We start from the raw sequence: 16,836 nt of genomic DNA, 5'->3' as shown, positions 1-16,836 counted from the left end.
AGGGGAAGAGTAATGGCTACGGCGGAAACAAAAACGGCTGCTAAGAAAGTAAAGTTCATAATTACGCGCCAAGACGATCCAAAAGCGGCGTCCTATACAGAAGAATTCGAGTTGGACTATCGTCCGGGGATGAATGTCATCAGCGCTTTGATGGAAATTCAACGGAATCCCGTGAATCTGAAGGGGGAAAATACAGCTCCTGTTTGCTGGGAATCCAACTGTTTGGAAGAAGTGTGCGGTGCTTGCTCGATGGTGATCAATGGTAAGCCACGTCAAGCTTGCGCGGCGCTTGTTGATAATCTGGAGCAACCCGTACGTTTGGAACCAATGAGGACATTTCCGATTGTACGTGATCTGGTCATTGACCGGAGTGTGATGTTTACATCACTTAAGAAGGTTAAAGCATGGATTCCGATTGATGGAACTTACGACCTGGGGCCGGGTCCTCGGATGGCCGAGAAGAAACGTCAATGGGCTTATGAATTGTCCAAGTGTATGACTTGTGGTGTTTGTCTAGAAGCTTGTCCGAACGTTAATGAAAAGACAAATTTCATGGGGCCAGCGCCTATATCACAGGTAAGGCTATTTAACGCCCATCCAACGGGTGAAATGAATGCGGAGGAACGGATCGAAGCGCTCATGGAGGACGGCGGTATCGAGGGCTGTGGTAACTCGCAAAACTGCGTGCGAGCCTGCCCGAAAGGCATCCCATTAACGACTTCAATCGCTGAGATGAACAAAGCTACCACGAAGCACATGTTCAAGAATTGGCTTAGCTTGTAATTGATATGATCTTGAAGAAGACCGGGCATGGTGTCCGGTCTTTTTTATGCTCGGGGACAGACAGAACAACCCCCTCTGATTCATGGCTACTGCCATGAACCAGAGGGGGTTGAGCCGTTCTTATATCAGATTCATTTTAAATCTTAAATTTAATCGATGAGCTTAGCTGCACGCAATAATTGATGGAGTGACACCGCGACCGTGTCTCGCGTTGTTGCTGCAGCAGGGTTGAAGTAAGAACCACCATCTACTGTTTCACCTGTAATCAGACCTGCAGCAGATAAGGCTTTGACACTTTCCTTCGCATATCCAGCAATTTTGGCTTCATCGGTGTAAGGAGTAAAGAGTGGATTAGCTACCTTGAGTTCAACTCCAGTCAGTTGAAGCGCTCTAGCCAGAATAACAGACAATTCTTGGCGAGTAACCGCAGCATTAGGAGAAAATTTGTTGTTACCTGTTCCTTGAATTAATCCCGCATCATAAGCGGCAGCCACGTCGCTAGCGTACCAATCCGTTGATTTAATATCTGTGAACTGGGTTGTGGAGTTGCTTTGTAAGCCAAGTGATCTCACTAGCAGTGATGTGAACTCTGCCCGAGTTAGGTTGTTCTTAGGTGAGAAAGTGGTTGCCGAGGTACCATCAATTATAAATTTATTCGCTAGAGCTGTGATATCAGATGCAGCCCAAGAAGAAGCGATGTCATTGAATTGAACAGTTCGACTCGCCGCTGCATATACGGAAAAACCTGGGCGGTTTACGATGACGAGCGTAGTTCCATCTGCTTGTGGCTTGAGGAGAGAAGAAACAGGTTTGACTGTGCCATGATCTTCAAACAATACTCCGGCTGTATTAGGTCCAATATTGCCCGGAATCGTAAAGGATCGCTTAATGAAAGTGTTACTTGGTACTTCAATAGGCTTGCTATCTGAAGCAGATACCCAATGAGCTTCAAATGTTACGGGATTTCCAATAAGGGTCCCACCGTGAAGTTGACCATCAAAGTGCGATTTAAGATTGTCAGTCTGGGAAATGACAAGCTCAAGGCCATAATTTACTGGTGCTTTCGTCAATAGAGAGACGGGGAAGGCAACAGCTGAACCTGCAAAATGAATTACAATACTACTTTGTGATGGAATACTCTGTAACAGCTTGATTTGTTCAGGCGTTAAAGATAATTTGAAGCTTGGTTCACTGCTGCTGGTTGTTGCATCAACAATTATAGCCGTCTCAGAATTTCCAATAGAGGCTATGGCTGTTTTCAGATTGCTATCAGATATGGTGGCAGTAATAATGCCATTTTCTGTACTAGTCTTCGCAGCAAGATGGACTTGTTTGAAGCCTTGATCAATGATTTCGTTTGTGGCAGCACTAGGAGTTGTTACTGGTTTAGTAGATGTGGACGGACCTGAGATTCCGGAAGATCCCGATGTAGATGGTACTGATGTCGGCGATGGTGTAGGTGTCGGTGCTGATGACGGCGAAGGTGTTGGTGTAGTCGTAGGTGTAGCTGTAGGTGAAGGGGAGTTATCAATTCTAAAAGTAGTGAAGCCTTCATATTGTATTGGGTTCCCATATGCATCTTTTGCTATTCCGCCAGACTCTGTTAATTGCGCGGCAAACACATAGATACTGTAAATGCCGTCTTTGAGATGTGCAGTTGTTGAATCATTGTCATAAGAGTAATAAGTACCATTTATTCCTGGCAAAGTATATACCCCTGGTTCAAAGAGGTCATCATATGATTCTCCGGTGTTAATATCGAAGTATCCGAGGAGTTCATCGTCTAAATCGAGGGCATTAATCTCAATATAGTTGGTATCGCCTTCCGTCAATTTAAAGGAAAGATCAGTGGAATTTTATGAAGCGCGATTTGGATAAACAACGGAGTTTGTTACTTGGACCTCTTGAATACCAAAGCCATTGCTCGGTTGTTCAGTAGCTACATAGATTACAAATGGTAAATGTAAAGCTGGCAGACCAGGGCTCTCCAAATTGATCTGACCCTCGAACATGTTATCTTGTTCAGCATTTGCTACTTCGAGGTTCAAATTGAAGGATGTTGTTTGGCCAGCAGCAGCTGATATTATACTGTTATCCAGTGTAGCATTAATACCATCATGTTCTTGATGCCATTCTATGGATGCGGTATAGGTTACTTCTGTGTTGGAAGTATTTTTTAATTGTAATTCTTTTCCTTGTACTCCTGCATTAGGAGCAACAACTCCAAAGTTAGCTGAAGAGTTATAGTTGATAACATCTAGCGGATTATAGTTCGCATCAAGGATAGTAATGGGTTCAACACTTTCAAGTAACGCGGGGGTTATAATAGCATTGGCTACATTGACACGGCCAGCTCCTTGTTGATAAACATCATATAAATCTCCATCTTGATCGGTAATCACATCTGCTGTGTTGGCTAGAGCAGCGCGAATATCAAGCGGAGCCCAGTCTGGATGGAGTTGTTTGATCAGAAGAGCAAGTCCAGCAACATGTGGAGCCGCCATACTTGTTCCACTAAGTCTTTCGTAGCTGGTCTCATAGGTAGGTGAATCAAACTTCGGATAGGTCGACAAAATGTTCTCGCCAGGTGCGGTAAAGTCTGGTTTAATGCTTAAATTGTTATCTGCGTTAGGTCCCCAAGAAGAGAAACTTGCTAAATAATCTCCAGGGATCGTAGAGACTGCATAATCATCAGGGAAGGTGAATTTCAGCGTTTGATCAGGATAAGCAATTAGTGCTCTAACCAAAGCGCGACCTTCTGTACCTTTCAAATCAAAGGTAGGAATAAAGCTGAAGCTATCACCGAGGCTAACGTTAATATAATCGTCTTTTCCAACTATAGATTCACTCAGATCAGCCTCAGAACCATTTGCGCCACCATTAAAGATAACTATTGCTTTAGCGCCATTTTTTTTGGCGATAGCAATTTTATCTACGAAGGCAAGTGTCCCTCTTGAAGCCAGTACTACTTTTCCAGCAACATCTTTCTCAGTATAGTCATCGTTATCTCCAAGACCTACATAAACTACGTCTAATGGGTCTGTACCCATAATGTCTAGGAAATTAGCATTGGCTGTCTCCCAGCCCATAAGGTTGAAGTCATAAGTAGCATCTGTAGCCGTAGCTACTGGAGCCGCCTCTTCCAATGTCGATTGTAATTGACCGGAGTAGTGGTTACTCTCACTTGTCACCGCTCCAACGGCTATTGCTAATTGAGCGCCTGCTGGAGAACCCATAGTGAAATAACCAGGACCGGCATTCCCATTGGCAACAACTGTAACGACCCCGGATAGTACGGCGTTGTTTATAGCAACGGATTCAGGAGAATTAACGTCTTTCACAGAATCAGAACCGAGCGAAAGGTTAATGACATCCATGCCATCTTTGACGGCTCGTTCAATTCCGTCGATGATCTGGGCAGACGATCCAGAAGTACGGGTGGGATCTTCCTTTTCACGACCAAGCACTTTATATGCATAAAGATCTGCGTCATAGGCTACGCCTTTTTGCACAATTTCACTCTCTGTATTGACCGCTCTACCGATAATTGTCCCGGCAACGTGGGTACCATGATAAGTACCTTCATAACCTACTCCATGTCCGATCTCATCATCTTCTGGTAAAATCGGTGGTTCTTCAGAAGGATCACTATCATTATAGTATGAATCATAACCACCTTTATAAGCATCCTTAATATCTGGATGGTTGAAGTCAACCCCCGTATCGATAACGCCTATTTTTAATCCTGCTCCAGTCAGATCCTTCGCCCAAGCCTGATCCGCACCAATTTGTTTGAGAGGATTAATCTCGTAGTTATCGCCTGTAGACGATGATTCAATCGGAAGTGCATACCATGTACTGTTCTTCTGAATAGATTTGACTCCTGGAATTTCTGCTAGATTTGAGATTTCGTTAGCAGGAATAGTAACTTCGAATCCATTTAATACGGTGTTATACGTATAATTGACTTGTAGATTCAGTCCTTGATCAGAAGCTTCATTAAGAACTTCTTGTTGCTCATCTTGGACCGCGGATTCTGAAGAGAGAGAAGCCAAGGAACGCATTCCCATTTTCGCTGCATATTGTCCCACGGCTGCTGGTAACCCCTCAAGCTGAACAATGACCCTAATCTTATCCGATGTACTGGTGTCTATCTGTGGTGAAATGAAAGTTTCATTAGAATGCACAGTATTAAGCGATATGGAATTAGGTGGATTCGTTAGTTTGAATTGTGAGGATCCTGAAGCCGAAGTTACCCCAGGAATGGCTCCAACAGTCAGACCAAATGCCAGCGTGATTACTGATAATTTGCGAAATAGTAAACTAATTTTCAATAAAATACCTCCTTCTGATTGATTTAATAGTGGTAGATCTTTCTTGGTAAGTAACTCTATCTAGATGAGGGAAATCATAGTCTCCTTTCTAGTAGAACGCTTCCCAATTAATTACCTAGAATTAGTTGAAATGAAAATATTAAGAAGATATTACCATTTTTGTATTACGATATCTATATTCGAAAGGAGTTCATATTGAAAAAATTTTCCGTCAATTTTCTATTCAAAAGTCAACTTTTGGAGGATAAGCTCGTTATTTATATATGCATGATTTTTTCTTCTTAATGGTATTTACATATTTTGATAAGGAGGAGAAGAATAGCGGTTGTTGTTGAGGATCAACTATAAAAAATAGTCGAAAGAAGGCGGATGAAATGAGTAAGAAGTTTAGACTGAAATCATTATTATTGATTGGATTTTCTGTAGCCATAGGTTTAGTTAGTCCATTGTTAGGTGCCGCACCCAAAGCGAATGCCGCTGTTATGCACACATCTCCGCCACCAATTGAGATTAGTCCGTATTCGATGTTTGATCCTAATTTTGTATCTCTGGACTACGGAGCAGCATCTATTAGTGATAAAGGTGCAGGTAAGATTAGTATTTCAGGAGAAACGAATGCGAAGAAAACAGTATCAACAATTGGTGTTAAGGTAGTCGTGCAAAGATGGACCGGAACCGCTTGGGTTGATTATTATACAGGTAATAGTGCTACTAAATCCAATAATAGTTATATTTTAACTAGTGAAGAAAAAACAGTGAGCACGGGGTATTATTATCGAACCGTATCTACTCACTGGACGATTAATGGTGGAGTTAGGGAAGAAGGAACGAAAACTTCCTCAAGCATAGCCGTAAGCTAAGATTTCATAAAGAAGGCAGAGGATCTAGTGATCCTCTGCCTTTGTAGTTGATTTAGCCATTCTTAGTAGTTGTTCTTCAGTTAAGTTTCCTGAAATTTGTAATAAGGTAGAAGTATCAGGGGTAAGCCACTCTATTCTTCCGCCGCCATGTTCGTACATAATGGTTACACCTTCGCTATCATTTAATTGAACACTTTTGATCGTACCGGCATTTTCTTGAACGTTTGTCTGCATCTGCGTTCCGGATTCATTCATCCATCTTTGCATATAAGAGATTAGCTCCGTGTCCTTGTTGTGGTATTCAATTCTCAGAATATGATATTCTCCATCTGAATTAGGATACAGTTGAATGGAGTCAACCTGATATCCATTAGGAATCCATTCAGGGCTTAGTACATGAAACTTCGCAAGCTTGGTAGCTTCTTCTATTGAAACTTGCTTGGGTTCAGTAACGAGAGGGACGCTCGTTATTGGAGAAGGAATAGTCTTCTCTCCGGTAATATCCGGAGGAGGAGGTGTTAGCATGCCATTAGATGGTGGAGCATCTCTTTCCCCGAAAAAAATGTGTATGATCCCTTCTTGTGTATCTTTAATAATCTGTATAACCTGTTTAACAGCATAGGCTGGATTAGGGTTAGCTGCAAAAATTCCAATAGCTATAGAAATACAGGCAATCGCAACGCCAAGCTGGGATGCTCTTAACCACCTGGAACGTTGATTACGCTTTCTAAGCTGGATACGCATTTTCTTCCAAGATTCTTCCGGATCGGGAATTTCAATTTGAGCGTGTATGGCTTGAACAGCGCATTTCGTGAATTGTTCTAGCTGTTCTTCTGTTATTTCGTTGTTGTCCGGGCTCATGCTTCATTCCCCCCATTTGTCCAAGAATAATTCGGCTAATTTGGCCTTAGCGCGTTTGAGGCGCTTGCTCATTAAAGGCTCTTTAATACCGAGTAGACGGGCAATTTCTTTGCTAGGTAATTCCTCAATATATTTCAAATACAACACTATACGGTATTCCCATTTTAGGTGTTGCAAACACTCTACAAGTGATTGGCGTCGATTTATTTCTTCAACGATTTTTTCGACAGAGTCCATCATAGAGATCAATTGAAATTCGTTTTCTTCATTATCTATAACGGATTCAATGTCGGTAAATTGCCGATATTTTTTATTTTTTCTTAAAATATCATAAGCCGTATTTCTGGCTACTTGTTTCAACCAGGCTTTAATATTGGAATCCTCTCTAGTCTGAGGACCATGTTTCATAGCTTTGATAAAAACTTCATTAATAGCGTCCTCTACTAAATTATGATCATTAAGTAAAAAAAATAGATTGGAATATATGAGTTGATGTAACGCATAATACAAATTGCGTTGGGTGGCATCATCTAAATTACGAACATTACTTCGGAACACGCCAAATAAATCATCCGACAACTACATATCCCCCTCAGTTGCATTCAACCGTTCCCTAAATATATGTTGAATTTATAGTATTTTCCTATATGTACTTTCTTAATTATATGGATAGCATAGGAAGGATTCAATCATCTTTTGAATAATATGGGTAATTGGGGAAATATTAAATTCATCCTGATTGGAGGTGGGTAGTTTTGATTTATATATACAATTGTTTTGGTGGGACACATACGTCAGCTTTAGCTGCAGCATATCATCTTAGGAAGTTACCTTTGGACAGAGTTCCTTCAAAAGCTGAAATTTTAAATACGGATGCATTCAATAGATTAAGCCCTCAAGAGAGGGGGAAGATGGTATATCATGGCGATGATGGTGAAGGAAATAAAGTATATAGTGTAGGAAGAGGTAACTCAAAAGCGCTTATCCCTGCTATGAGAAGTGTGTTTAGGCTGTTTGAGAACAATAATAAATTAGAGGAAACGGTTGTTTTCTCCAATACGTCACCTACGGTTCCTTTGGTGATGACGGTTGGAGGCTTCCTTTCTAAGGCGTTAAAAATGGACCTTATTGGTGTTCCACTCTTGGTTATGGGATCCAAGCAGGCACACTATGATATTATCACATTGGTTGAGGAGACCGTTCGTGCTGGAAAGATAAGCTCTGCTAAGGTTGTAACGCTGAACAATAAGCACATATAAACCTCGTCAGTTTAATATGCGTTTAACTTAATATTGGAGAACTGCTGTGGTATATAAAATTTATTATACATTAACGGATAATCTACCTCTGTATTACTATAAAGAGATTCCAGTAGTAGAAAACATTCATTTTGACCAATTAATTTATCTTTCCGATCGGCTAAATTAACGGTATGTGTATATTTTATTTCAATATTTGCATGGTTAGCGCCTATATAGGCTTCATTCTCTAAAAACTCTAGTAATTGTTCCTTATTATTGAGGTCCAAGGATAAACTCTCTACCGTTTGCATTGACATAAAAGTAAAAGCATAAGCAAGTAGTTGGCCTTCCTTTCTATATAACCGTTCAAAAGCGATAACCCCCGATGAATCCCTCTTTAACACTTGTTTCGTATGTTCTGTCTCCGGGTCTATCCGATAATGTAAATCAATTTGATCAAATGTACTTATGTGGCATTTATGCAAAGGGTTACTTAGTTTTTCTAATTGAACATCCGCTTGTTTATAAAAAGTTTCGATAACATAGTTACCCTTACCACGTATATTTCTTACTAATCCATCATCTTGTAAAAGAACTAATGCTTGTCTTAAAGTGGCGCGACTAACCCCTAAATTTTTTGCTAGATCCGGTTCTGAGGGCAGTCTACTGCCTACGGGGTATTCTCCTTTTGAAATTTGAAGCAAAAGCTCGTCATATACATTTATATAAAGTGGTCGTTTCAATTTATCTAGTTTGTATGAATTCATGTTGTATTCCTCCAACTTCTCTGTTTAGGCAAATATAATATTCCATTATTGCATATCATTTTTCAGACGACAATGAATTGCATTTTTTTCTCCAAAATGTAAAGCATACAAACCTCCAAAAAAGATTTTGGAGGCTTGTACGAAGGAAGTTATTATTTTAGAAGTTGCAAGAAAGACTCACCAAACTCTGGCATAGTTACTTTAAAGTTGTCTGCAATCGTTGCACCAATATCAGCAAATGTATCATGTTCAGGTAATTTGCCGCTATCCTTCAATTGCTTGGAGTAGACCAACACAGGGATATACTCACGCGTATGATCTGTACCTGGGAATGTTGGATCATTTCCATGGTCGGCCGTAATGATTATCAAATCATCTTCACGGATTGAGTCGAACACTTCATCTAATCGTTTGTCAAACGCCTCTAGTGCTTGCCCATAGCCTTCTGGGTTACGGCGATGACCGTACACGGCATCGAAATCAACCAGATTCAAAAAGCTAATTCCAGTGAAATCTTGCTTCATAACTTCAAGCAGTTTATCCATGCCATCCATATTGTCTTTCGTACGAATAGCTTGTGTTACTCCTTCACCATCGAAGATATCATTGATTTTACCAATAGCGATTACATCATAACCGCCGTCTTGCAGACTGTTCATGACCGTTTTATTAAACGGCTTTAATGCGTAGTCATGACGATTGGATGTTCTCGTAAAGTTTCCAGGCTCACCTACATAAGGTCTTGCGATGATCCGACCGATCAAATAAGCAGGGTCTTTCGTGATTTCCCGAACCTTTTCGCAAATATCATATAACTCTTCGAGTGGAATAATTTCTTCATGAGCGGCAATTTGCAGAACCGGGTCAGCAGATGTATAGACGATCAAGTCCCCTGTTTTCATCTGATGCTCGCCATATTCATCAATAATTTCTGTTCCACTAGCTGGCTTATTCGCTACTACTTTTCGTCCTGTGATGTCTTCAATCTGCTGAATTAATTTCTCCGGGAACCCATTTGGGTATACATTAAACGGTTTATCAATATTGAGGCCCATGATCTCCCAGTGCCCTGTCATTGTATCTTTCCCGACGGATTTTTCTTGTAATTTAGTGTAATAGGCTAGAGGTTTATCCGCTTTGGGTACACCAGGAATTTCTTCAATATTGGACAGTCCTAATTTGGCCAGGTTAGGCAGATTTAATCCGTTCATATGTTCTGCAATGTGTAAAAGGGTGTGGGAACCAACATCATTAAATTGATCCGCATCTTTTCCTTCACCAATACCTACAGAATCCATGACAATCAAATGTACACGTTTAAATTTGTTCATACTACACGCTTCCTTCCATTAGTTCTGTGGAGTGCGATTATCAATTTTACGACCCAATAAGAACCAGAACAATACAATCGACAATACAGCAATCGCTGCAAGAATGATGATAATACTGCTATAGTTCAATGCGGTTGGATCATCTGTTACAAAACTTAAAAAGCTGAATTGTAAATCTTTCTTATCGATCAATAAGGCTGAATAGGTGAAACCAACGGACATCGCGATATTGAGACATAAATTGTAAAATCCTAATGCAGTCCCAGATTTTTGAGTCGGTACATGTTTAATACTAATATCAATAAGCGGGGCATACAACAATGCAAAACTGCAAGAGAACAAAATAAGTGATATAACAAATACTGCGATGGATGTTGTTATGAAGAAGGCACCTAGTAGTAAGCTGACAAAAATTAAACCAAAGGCTAGATATACACACTGCTTACTATTGAGGTGTTTTCCTATTTTACCAGACAGAGCCCCAACCAATGCCGCTAATAAACATGCGGGTATGAACAATAAAGACACCGTATCTAACTGAATGTCATATACGGTTGTTAACAAAAATGAAAGTGTATTCAGCGCATAAGCAGAATATAGCGTATTAATGATAAATGCAACCACTAACGCAAATAGGAATTGCTTATTTTTAAAGAAATCAATGGTAATAAAGGCATTCTTATTTTTACTTATATAGAATAGGAATGCGATCACAGAGACAATGAAGAGGATAAACAGTCCCCAGTTAAAAGAAGACATATACAGCATAATCGAAGTAGCAATAATGGCAACGATGAAAAGTCCTAAAAAGTCTACATTATTCTTCTTATTTTCTTCTTTTGGTAAATGCTTAAGAATAGAAGGTAACAGTAACAAGCTGAGCAGAGGAATCAAAAACAAGGTTTGCCATTCTAGATAAGTAGCAACAAATCCACCTGTTAATGTACCAATAACGGTCGCAATTTGGAAACTACTTGTACTAAACCCCATATATTTCTTCTGTTCTGCTTCAGTTGCATATTTCGTAATGAAGACTAGGTAAAGGGTTTCTCCTCCAATGTCAATGATGTAATAACAAGATGAATAATAACGCTTACATTGGGTGTGTAAGGCTCCCTTCTCTTCACCTCAAATTAGATGAAGTGAAGGAAGCTATAAATGCGAAATTTACGCTAATTCCAAAGCGATTTCCATCATTTTAGTGAATGCAGTTTGGCGTTCCTCTGGAGTCGTTTTTGCTCCTGTAATTATGTGATCGCTAACAGTTAAAATACATAATGCGTTTACACGTGCTTGAATAGCATTCCAATAAAGTGCTACGGACTCCATTTCAACAGCTAGTATGCCCATCTCCTGCCATTTATTCATCGCTGTTGGATCCGCACTATAGAAGATTTCACTGGATAAGATATTTCCAATATGAACATTTTGTCCTTTATCATCTGCTATTTTCTTTGCTTTTTGCAGAAGATCAAAAGAAGCAGTTAATGGGTATTGTCCAGGTAGATTAAATTGATGACCATAATTGGAATCTGTTGCAGTTCCCATACCAAAAATAACATCATACAGTTCAATGTTTTCTTGCATTGCACCACAAGTACCAATTCTGATTAGATTTTTAACTCCAAACACATTGATTAATTCCCAAGAGTAAATCCCCATGCTGGCTGGACCCATTCCAGTACCCATTACTGAGACCTTTTTTCCTTTGTAAGTACCGGTATAACCTAACATACCTCTTACTTCGTTAAAGCACTTGTAATCTTCCAAAAAGTTTTCCGCAATAAATTTTGCTCTTAAAGGATCTCCCGGCAATAGGATGGTTTCCGCAATTTCTACCCCGTTCGGTTTAATATGAGGCGTCTCTTTGATTGTAGTTGTCATTTGATTTACTCCTTTAAATAGAAAATTTACTTGTATGTTTTTTAGACAAGTACAATTTATCATAACTTTTTAGCCTATGCAAGTGCTTTCAAAAACACAAATTTTGGTTTTGCACAAAAAATTAACGTAGAAAAATCAATAGTATAGTAGATTTCAGTATAGCCAAGCATTTCAGCGATTGGGATGATGACTTGTTGAGGAATATGCAGGACTTTCACTTCACGATCAAGAACTAACAAGAGACATTAAAGTGAAATATTCACTAAGAAGAGGAGAAATCGAAATGCCTATTATCGATATGCCTATGAATGAATTGCATCAATATAACGGGAGTAATCCGAGGCCCGAGGACTTTGATGCGTACTGGGAAAGAGCACTTGCTGAGATGAGAGCGGTAGATGCTCAAGTTGAACTGATCCCCAGTAGCTTCAAGGTGCCTTATGCAGAATGCTATGATTTGTATTTTACAGGCGTAGGCGGGGCTAGAATTCATGCGAAATATGTAAAGCCAACTCATGTTCAGGGACCTCATCCGGCGATTATTCAATTTCATGGCTATACCGGTAATACGGGCAGTTGGACAGATAAACTCAGCTATGCATCTCTTGGTTATTCTTGTATAACAATGGACTGCCGCGGCCAAGGGGGATTATCCGAAGATGTGGGCGGAGTGAAAGGCACAACGATGAATGGCCATATCATTCGTGGGCTGGATGACCACCCGGATCAGCTGTTATTCCGCCAAATCTATTTGGATACGGCTCAACTAACGGGCATTGTCATGGAGTTTGCTGAAGTGGATGCAACCCGAGTCGGCGTCATAGGTGGTTCCCAAGGGGGTGGCTTGACATTAGCATGTGCTGCGCTGGAGCCTCGAGTCCAGAGATTGGCGCCATATTTCCCGTTTCTATGTGATTTCAAGCGGGTATGGGATATGGATTTGACCAAGGATGCGTATCAGGAGCTTCGGACGTATTTCCGTAATTATGATCCACAGCATGTAAGGGAAGAGGAAATATTTAAGAAGCTTGGATATATCGATGTACAATATTTAGTTGACAGAATTCAAGGCGAGGTACTTATGGGTGTTGGCTTAATGGATACCGTATGTCCTCCATCGACCCAGTTTGCCGCTTATAACAAAATTCGTTCACAGAAAAACTTGGAAATCTATCCTGACTTCGGACACGAGGAGTTGCCTGGGTTCTCGGATAAGACGGTTCAATTTATGCTGCAACTATAAAGAACAATTTATTAATATTGATGCTTACAGAAGCCCGGAGGGCTTCTTTTTTTATCGAATTAATAACCTAATTTCAATGCGGATATAGTATCATCAAGTATGACACTGTATTTTAATGGAATGGACGGGATAAATATTATGCATCGCATTTTATTAATAGAAGACGATATTTCTATCGTAGAAATGGTAGAAAAGGTACTCAGTAAAGAAGGATTTCATGTTACAGCAGCATATAACGGCGAGGATGGTATTTTTGCTTTTGCTAAGGGGGCCTTTGATCTTGTTCTAGTAGATTTGATGATGCCTAAGATGGATGGGATGGAAGTTATTCGAATCATTCGCTCGCGTAGTGCCCTTCCTATTCTGATTATGTCGGCTAAGGACAGCGATGTGGACAAGGCGTTGGGGCTTGGATTTGGTGCCGATGATTATATTGCTAAACCATTCTCCATGATTGAACTGTCCGCTCGTATTAAATCAGCAATTCGTAGAGCAACGACATATACACAGGTTGATCTCAAACAAGAGAAGATCACGACTGTTGGAGATTTGGAGATGGATTTTGATCATTTCTCGGTTAAAAAGCAAGGAGAAGAGCTTAAGCTTACGGCTAAGGAATTTGAGATACTGAAATTGTTCGCAGGTAATCCGAACCGTGTATTCACGAAATCTCAATTATACGGATTTATTTGGAACGATGAATATATGGGCGACGAGAACGTGATTAATGTACATATTAGGCGCCTTAGGGAAAAGATTGAGGATGATCCTTCCAATCCGGTCTATATTAAGACATTATGGGGTATCGGATACAAATGGGAAGGTGTCTAACATGTTAACCCTAGCTATCATCGTAATTATAGTTCTAGTTATAATCATTTACCTTCAGCACAGAGCGAAATCAGTGCGAAGCGCCCAAATCAATAAAATTGGCGAGCGACTAGAAGTCATTATGGCAGACAAATCTGGAGAGAAGTTGTTGCTCTTCACAAGTGATCCGGCACTACAGGTGTTAATGACGAAGATGAATGCGCTGCTTGAGATGAACCTGAAGTCAATTGCTGAGAATGCCAAATCGCAAATCATGGTCCGCAAAATGTTATCTAATATCTCACATGATTTGAAGACACCATTGACCGTTGTGTTTGGATATGTGGAGGCGTTAGCTCTAAATCAGGATATGAGTACAGAAGAACGCCAAGAATTACTCTCTAAGGTGCATCAGAAAACATCTCAGACGATCCATTTGATTGATACCTTCTTTAATTTAGCTAAGTTAGAATCGGGTGATACAGCTTTTCCACTTACTCGTCTGGATATGAGTGAACTATGTAGGGTGAATATACTGCAATTCTATGACATGTTAGCAACCAAGGGTTTTGAAGTACATATCGATATTCCAGACCATGCGGCATTTGCACTTGGCAACGAGGATGCGATAAACCGAGTTCTGAATAATTTAATATCCAATGCCATTCGGTATGGAGCAGACGGAAAGACATTGGGACTGAAATTGTATGAAGAACAAGATGAGGTATGCGTAGTTGTATGGGATCGTGGACAGGGGGTTCGGGATAGTCATAAGAATTTCGTGTTTGAGCGAATGTACACATTAGACGACTCACGAAATAAAGCGGTACAGGGTAGTGGATTAGGCCTAACTATCGCTAAAAGACTAATAGAAACGATGGGCGGAAGTATTCATCTGTCTAGTAAGCCGTATGAGAAAACGGAATTCTTGTTTCGGTTAAAGAAAGTGAAAATGAACTAATCTCTCCGATACCTAAAGAATATTTCTTGCATACTTAAGAAACACGTAAGATTTGAGTAAGAAAAATAAATCATTTCGTTTATTACAATGAGACCATAAGAGATAAGCGAAAGGAGAAATAAGTATGGCTTACGTATTACGAACACATAGTTTATCGAAATCATTTAAAGAGAAAGACATTGTATCTAATGTCAGCATGAACATCAAACAAGGTGAAATTTACGGTTTTCTTGGCCCCAATGGTGCAGGTAAAACAACAGTTATGAAAATGATAACGAACCTAGTGAAACCAACATCGGGGGAGATCGAGTTATTTGGTCAGAAATTAACGTCTATGTCCTACGATGTACTTGGTAGAATGGGGACGATCATTGAATACCCGATGTTTTATGATAAGCTGACTGCACGTGAAAATCTGGATCTGCATTGTGAATATATGGGCTACTATAATAAAAAAGCCATTGATGAAGCGCTTGAGCTTGTTAATTTGAAAGGGATTACTAACAAGCAGGTAAAAGACTTCTCTCTCGGTATGAAACAGCGGCTCGGTATTGCAAGGGCGATTATGACGAAACCAGAGTTACTCATTCTCGACGAGCCTATAAACGGACTTGATCCGATTGGCATTAAAGAGATCCGAGAGCTATTTATAACACTAAGTAAGGAATATGGCATCACAATTTTAATTTCAAGTCATATTTTGGCTGAAATTGAATTAATGGCAGATACGATTGGCGTTATCAATCACGGATTGCTGATCGAAGAGGTTTCGATGGACCAAGTTCGGGAGAAAAATACAGATTATATCGAGATTGCAACGAATGATTGTAATAAAGCAGCCTATGTACTATCGCATCAACTGAACATTGATAATATTCGGGTGATCGATCAACAGTATATCCGCGTTTATGATAATAGTATTCCGTTGAAACAGATTACCAAGATGCTAATTATGCACGATGTGGATGTGAATTCTATCCACTATAAAACTAGTTCGCTCGAGGAATATTTCATGAATCTGTTAGACGGAGGTGTTGTTCATGCTTAAATTAATGAGACTGGAATTCAAGAAGTTTCGTTTCGCCACTTACATTCGGGCAGCATTGATTGCGAACCTATGCATTTTTGCATTGATAAGCCTGATTAGTATTGATTCATTGAGTGAGAATGTAATTGAGTTTTCTAGTTTTGAAGGTATTTTTGAAATTCTGGATGCCCTGGTGAGAGGCACATTTATTATATTCGCAGGAGTTCTGTTGTCAAAATTAATTATTGACGAATTCAAAAGCCAGTCGATTACGGTATTGTTTATGTATCCGATCAACCGGAAAAAATTAATGGTAGCAAAACTGCTTATTGTTATTTGCTTTACCTTTTCAGCTATAATTTTATCCTCGCTTATTCTCACATGCGCTATATATTTACTTGATCGGTTTATAAATATCATTCCAGGGAAGTTAACTCTTGAGATGGTCGTCAAATACGGAACTTCCACGATTGCGAATGCAGTGGCTGCGAGCTTTATGAGCTTGATTCCATTATATTTTGGAATGCGTAAACATTCGATAACAACTACACTTGTTAGTTCGGTTCTCATAGTTATGGCTGTTTGCTCAAATAATGGTGGCTTCAACTTGAATTCAATTATTTTTGTTCCGATTACCTTGGCCTGTATTGGAGCATTGATTGCCTACGCAGCGATTCGAAGAATCGAAGATGTCGACTTATTATCGAAATCCGGGACGTAAGAATGCATCCCAT

At 39.9% G+C, this 16,836-nt stretch carries 16 protein-coding genes; 8 read left to right on the top strand and 8 right to left on the bottom strand.

All coding sequences use genetic code 11. The features are described 5' to 3' along the window. Window positions 1-12 precede the first annotated feature (12 nt). Window positions 13-783, top strand: coding sequence for a succinate dehydrogenase iron-sulfur subunit (sdhB, locus tag IEW05_RS20065; protein WP_188541654.1), 771 nt, complete (start codon window positions 13-15; stop codon window positions 781-783). A gap of 149 nt (window positions 784-932) precedes the next feature. On the opposite strand, the gene IEW05_RS20060 is transcribed toward sdhB, so the two are convergent. Then, complete coding sequence (locus IEW05_RS20060) at window positions 933-2,615, bottom strand: S-layer homology domain-containing protein (RefSeq protein ID WP_194434145.1); 1,683 nt, start codon at window positions 2,613-2,615, stop codon at window positions 933-935. 24 nt (window positions 2,616-2,639) lie between these two features. Then, window positions 2,640-5,117, bottom strand: coding sequence for a S8 family serine peptidase (locus tag IEW05_RS20055; RefSeq protein ID WP_188541652.1), 2,478 nt, complete (start codon window positions 5,115-5,117; stop codon window positions 2,640-2,642). 374 nt (window positions 5,118-5,491) lie between these two features. On the opposite strand from IEW05_RS20055, the gene IEW05_RS20050 reads away from it, so the two are divergent. After that, complete coding sequence (locus IEW05_RS20050) at window positions 5,492-5,977, top strand: hypothetical protein (protein WP_188541651.1); 486 nt, start codon at window positions 5,492-5,494, stop codon at window positions 5,975-5,977. Window positions 5,978-6,001: 24 nt separating this feature from the next. Here IEW05_RS20050 and IEW05_RS20045 read toward each other — a convergent pair whose 3' ends face one another. Together IEW05_RS20045 and IEW05_RS20040 are read right to left on the bottom strand one after the other, a co-directional pair. Next, on the bottom strand, window positions 6,002-6,838 hold the full coding sequence (locus IEW05_RS20045) for a DUF4367 domain-containing protein (protein ID WP_188541650.1): 837 nt from the start codon (window positions 6,836-6,838) through the stop codon (window positions 6,002-6,004). 3 nt (window positions 6,839-6,841) lie between these two features. Then, window positions 6,842-7,417 (bottom strand): RNA polymerase sigma factor, encoded by a 576-nt coding sequence (locus tag IEW05_RS20040; RefSeq protein WP_188541649.1) that lies wholly within the window; start codon window positions 7,415-7,417, stop codon window positions 6,842-6,844. Window positions 7,418-7,593: 176 nt separating this feature from the next. Here IEW05_RS20040 and IEW05_RS20035 point away from each other — a divergent pair, with 176 nt between their 5' ends. Beyond that, on the top strand, window positions 7,594-8,097 hold the full coding sequence (locus IEW05_RS20035) for a DUF3189 family protein (RefSeq protein WP_188541648.1): 504 nt from the start codon (window positions 7,594-7,596) through the stop codon (window positions 8,095-8,097). A gap of 11 nt (window positions 8,098-8,108) precedes the next feature. On the opposite strand, the gene IEW05_RS20030 is transcribed toward IEW05_RS20035, so the two are convergent. The 4 genes from IEW05_RS20030 to deoD form a co-directional block, all read right to left on the bottom strand. Then, window positions 8,109-8,846, bottom strand: coding sequence for a GntR family transcriptional regulator (locus tag IEW05_RS20030; protein ID WP_188541647.1), 738 nt, complete (start codon window positions 8,844-8,846; stop codon window positions 8,109-8,111). A 152-nt stretch (window positions 8,847-8,998) separates the two neighbouring features. Next, window positions 8,999-10,177 carry a phosphopentomutase gene (gene deoB, locus IEW05_RS20025; RefSeq protein WP_188541646.1) on the bottom strand — a complete coding sequence of 393 codons (1,179 nt, stop codon included), beginning with the start codon at window positions 10,175-10,177 and terminating at the stop codon, window positions 8,999-9,001. An 18-nt stretch (window positions 10,178-10,195) separates the two neighbouring features. Continuing rightward, a complete protein-coding gene (locus tag IEW05_RS20020; protein WP_268238761.1) occupies window positions 10,196-11,206 on the bottom strand; it encodes an MFS transporter in 1,011 nt (336 codons plus the stop codon). A gap of 138 nt (window positions 11,207-11,344) precedes the next feature. After that, window positions 11,345-12,061: a purine-nucleoside phosphorylase gene (gene deoD / locus IEW05_RS20015; RefSeq protein ID WP_188541645.1), complete on the bottom strand. Its 717-nt coding sequence runs from the start codon at window positions 12,059-12,061 to the stop codon at window positions 11,345-11,347. A gap of 283 nt (window positions 12,062-12,344) precedes the next feature. Here deoD and IEW05_RS20010 point away from each other — a divergent pair, with 283 nt between their 5' ends. From IEW05_RS20010 to IEW05_RS19990, 5 genes are all read left to right on the top strand, one after another. Then, window positions 12,345-13,304 (top strand): acetylxylan esterase, encoded by a 960-nt coding sequence (locus IEW05_RS20010; protein WP_188541644.1) that lies wholly within the window; start codon window positions 12,345-12,347, stop codon window positions 13,302-13,304. A gap of 99 nt (window positions 13,305-13,403) precedes the next feature. Beyond that, a complete protein-coding gene (locus tag IEW05_RS20005; RefSeq protein WP_229753572.1) occupies window positions 13,404-14,135 on the top strand; it encodes a response regulator transcription factor in 732 nt (243 codons plus the stop codon). A gap of 1 nt (window position 14,136) precedes the next feature. Then, window positions 14,137-15,075, top strand: coding sequence for a sensor histidine kinase (locus tag IEW05_RS20000; protein ID WP_188541643.1), 939 nt, complete (start codon window positions 14,137-14,139; stop codon window positions 15,073-15,075). Between the two features lie 124 nt (window positions 15,076-15,199). Then, a complete protein-coding gene (locus IEW05_RS19995; RefSeq protein WP_188541642.1) occupies window positions 15,200-16,123 on the top strand; it encodes an ABC transporter ATP-binding protein in 924 nt (307 codons plus the stop codon). Next, window positions 16,116-16,823: an ABC transporter permease gene (locus tag IEW05_RS19990; protein ID WP_188541641.1), complete on the top strand. Its 708-nt coding sequence runs from the start codon at window positions 16,116-16,118 to the stop codon at window positions 16,821-16,823. Before IEW05_RS19995 ends, IEW05_RS19990 begins: the two co-directional genes overlap by 8 nt. Window positions 16,824-16,836: the final 13 nt, after the last annotated feature.

The sequence above is a fragment of the Paenibacillus segetis genome (assembly GCF_014639155.1).
Lineage (GTDB): Bacteria > Bacillota > Bacilli > Paenibacillales > Paenibacillaceae > Fontibacillus > Fontibacillus segetis.
This window is presented reverse-complemented; position numbering and strand designations above follow the sequence as displayed.

What these genes read in the sequence shown, in the direction of transcription:
- IEW05_RS20005 (WP_229753572.1), top strand. Translation starts at nt 13,404, where the DNA reads ATGACACTGTATTTTAATGGAATGGACGGGATAAATATTATGCATCGC.
- IEW05_RS20045 (WP_188541650.1), bottom strand. Translation starts at nt 6,838, where the DNA reads ATGAGCCCGGACAACAACGAAATAACAGAAGAACAGCTAGAACAATTC.
- sdhB (WP_188541654.1), top strand. Translation starts at nt 13, where the DNA reads ATGGCTACGGCGGAAACAAAAACGGCTGCTAAGAAAGTAAAGTTCATA.
- IEW05_RS20050 (WP_188541651.1), top strand. Translation starts at nt 5,492, where the DNA reads ATGAGTAAGAAGTTTAGACTGAAATCATTATTATTGATTGGATTTTCT.
- IEW05_RS20000 (WP_188541643.1), top strand. Translation starts at nt 14,137, where the DNA reads ATGTTAACCCTAGCTATCATCGTAATTATAGTTCTAGTTATAATCATT.
- deoB (WP_188541646.1), bottom strand. Translation starts at nt 10,177, where the DNA reads ATGAACAAATTTAAACGTGTACATTTGATTGTCATGGATTCTGTAGGT.
- deoD (WP_188541645.1), bottom strand. Translation starts at nt 12,061, where the DNA reads ATGACAACTACAATCAAAGAGACGCCTCATATTAAACCGAACGGGGTA.
- IEW05_RS19995 (WP_188541642.1), top strand. Translation starts at nt 15,200, where the DNA reads ATGGCTTACGTATTACGAACACATAGTTTATCGAAATCATTTAAAGAG.
- IEW05_RS19990 (WP_188541641.1), top strand. Translation starts at nt 16,116, where the DNA reads ATGCTTAAATTAATGAGACTGGAATTCAAGAAGTTTCGTTTCGCCACT.
- IEW05_RS20030 (WP_188541647.1), bottom strand. Translation starts at nt 8,846, where the DNA reads ATGAATTCATACAAACTAGATAAATTGAAACGACCACTTTATATAAAT.
- IEW05_RS20010 (WP_188541644.1), top strand. Translation starts at nt 12,345, where the DNA reads ATGCCTATTATCGATATGCCTATGAATGAATTGCATCAATATAACGGG.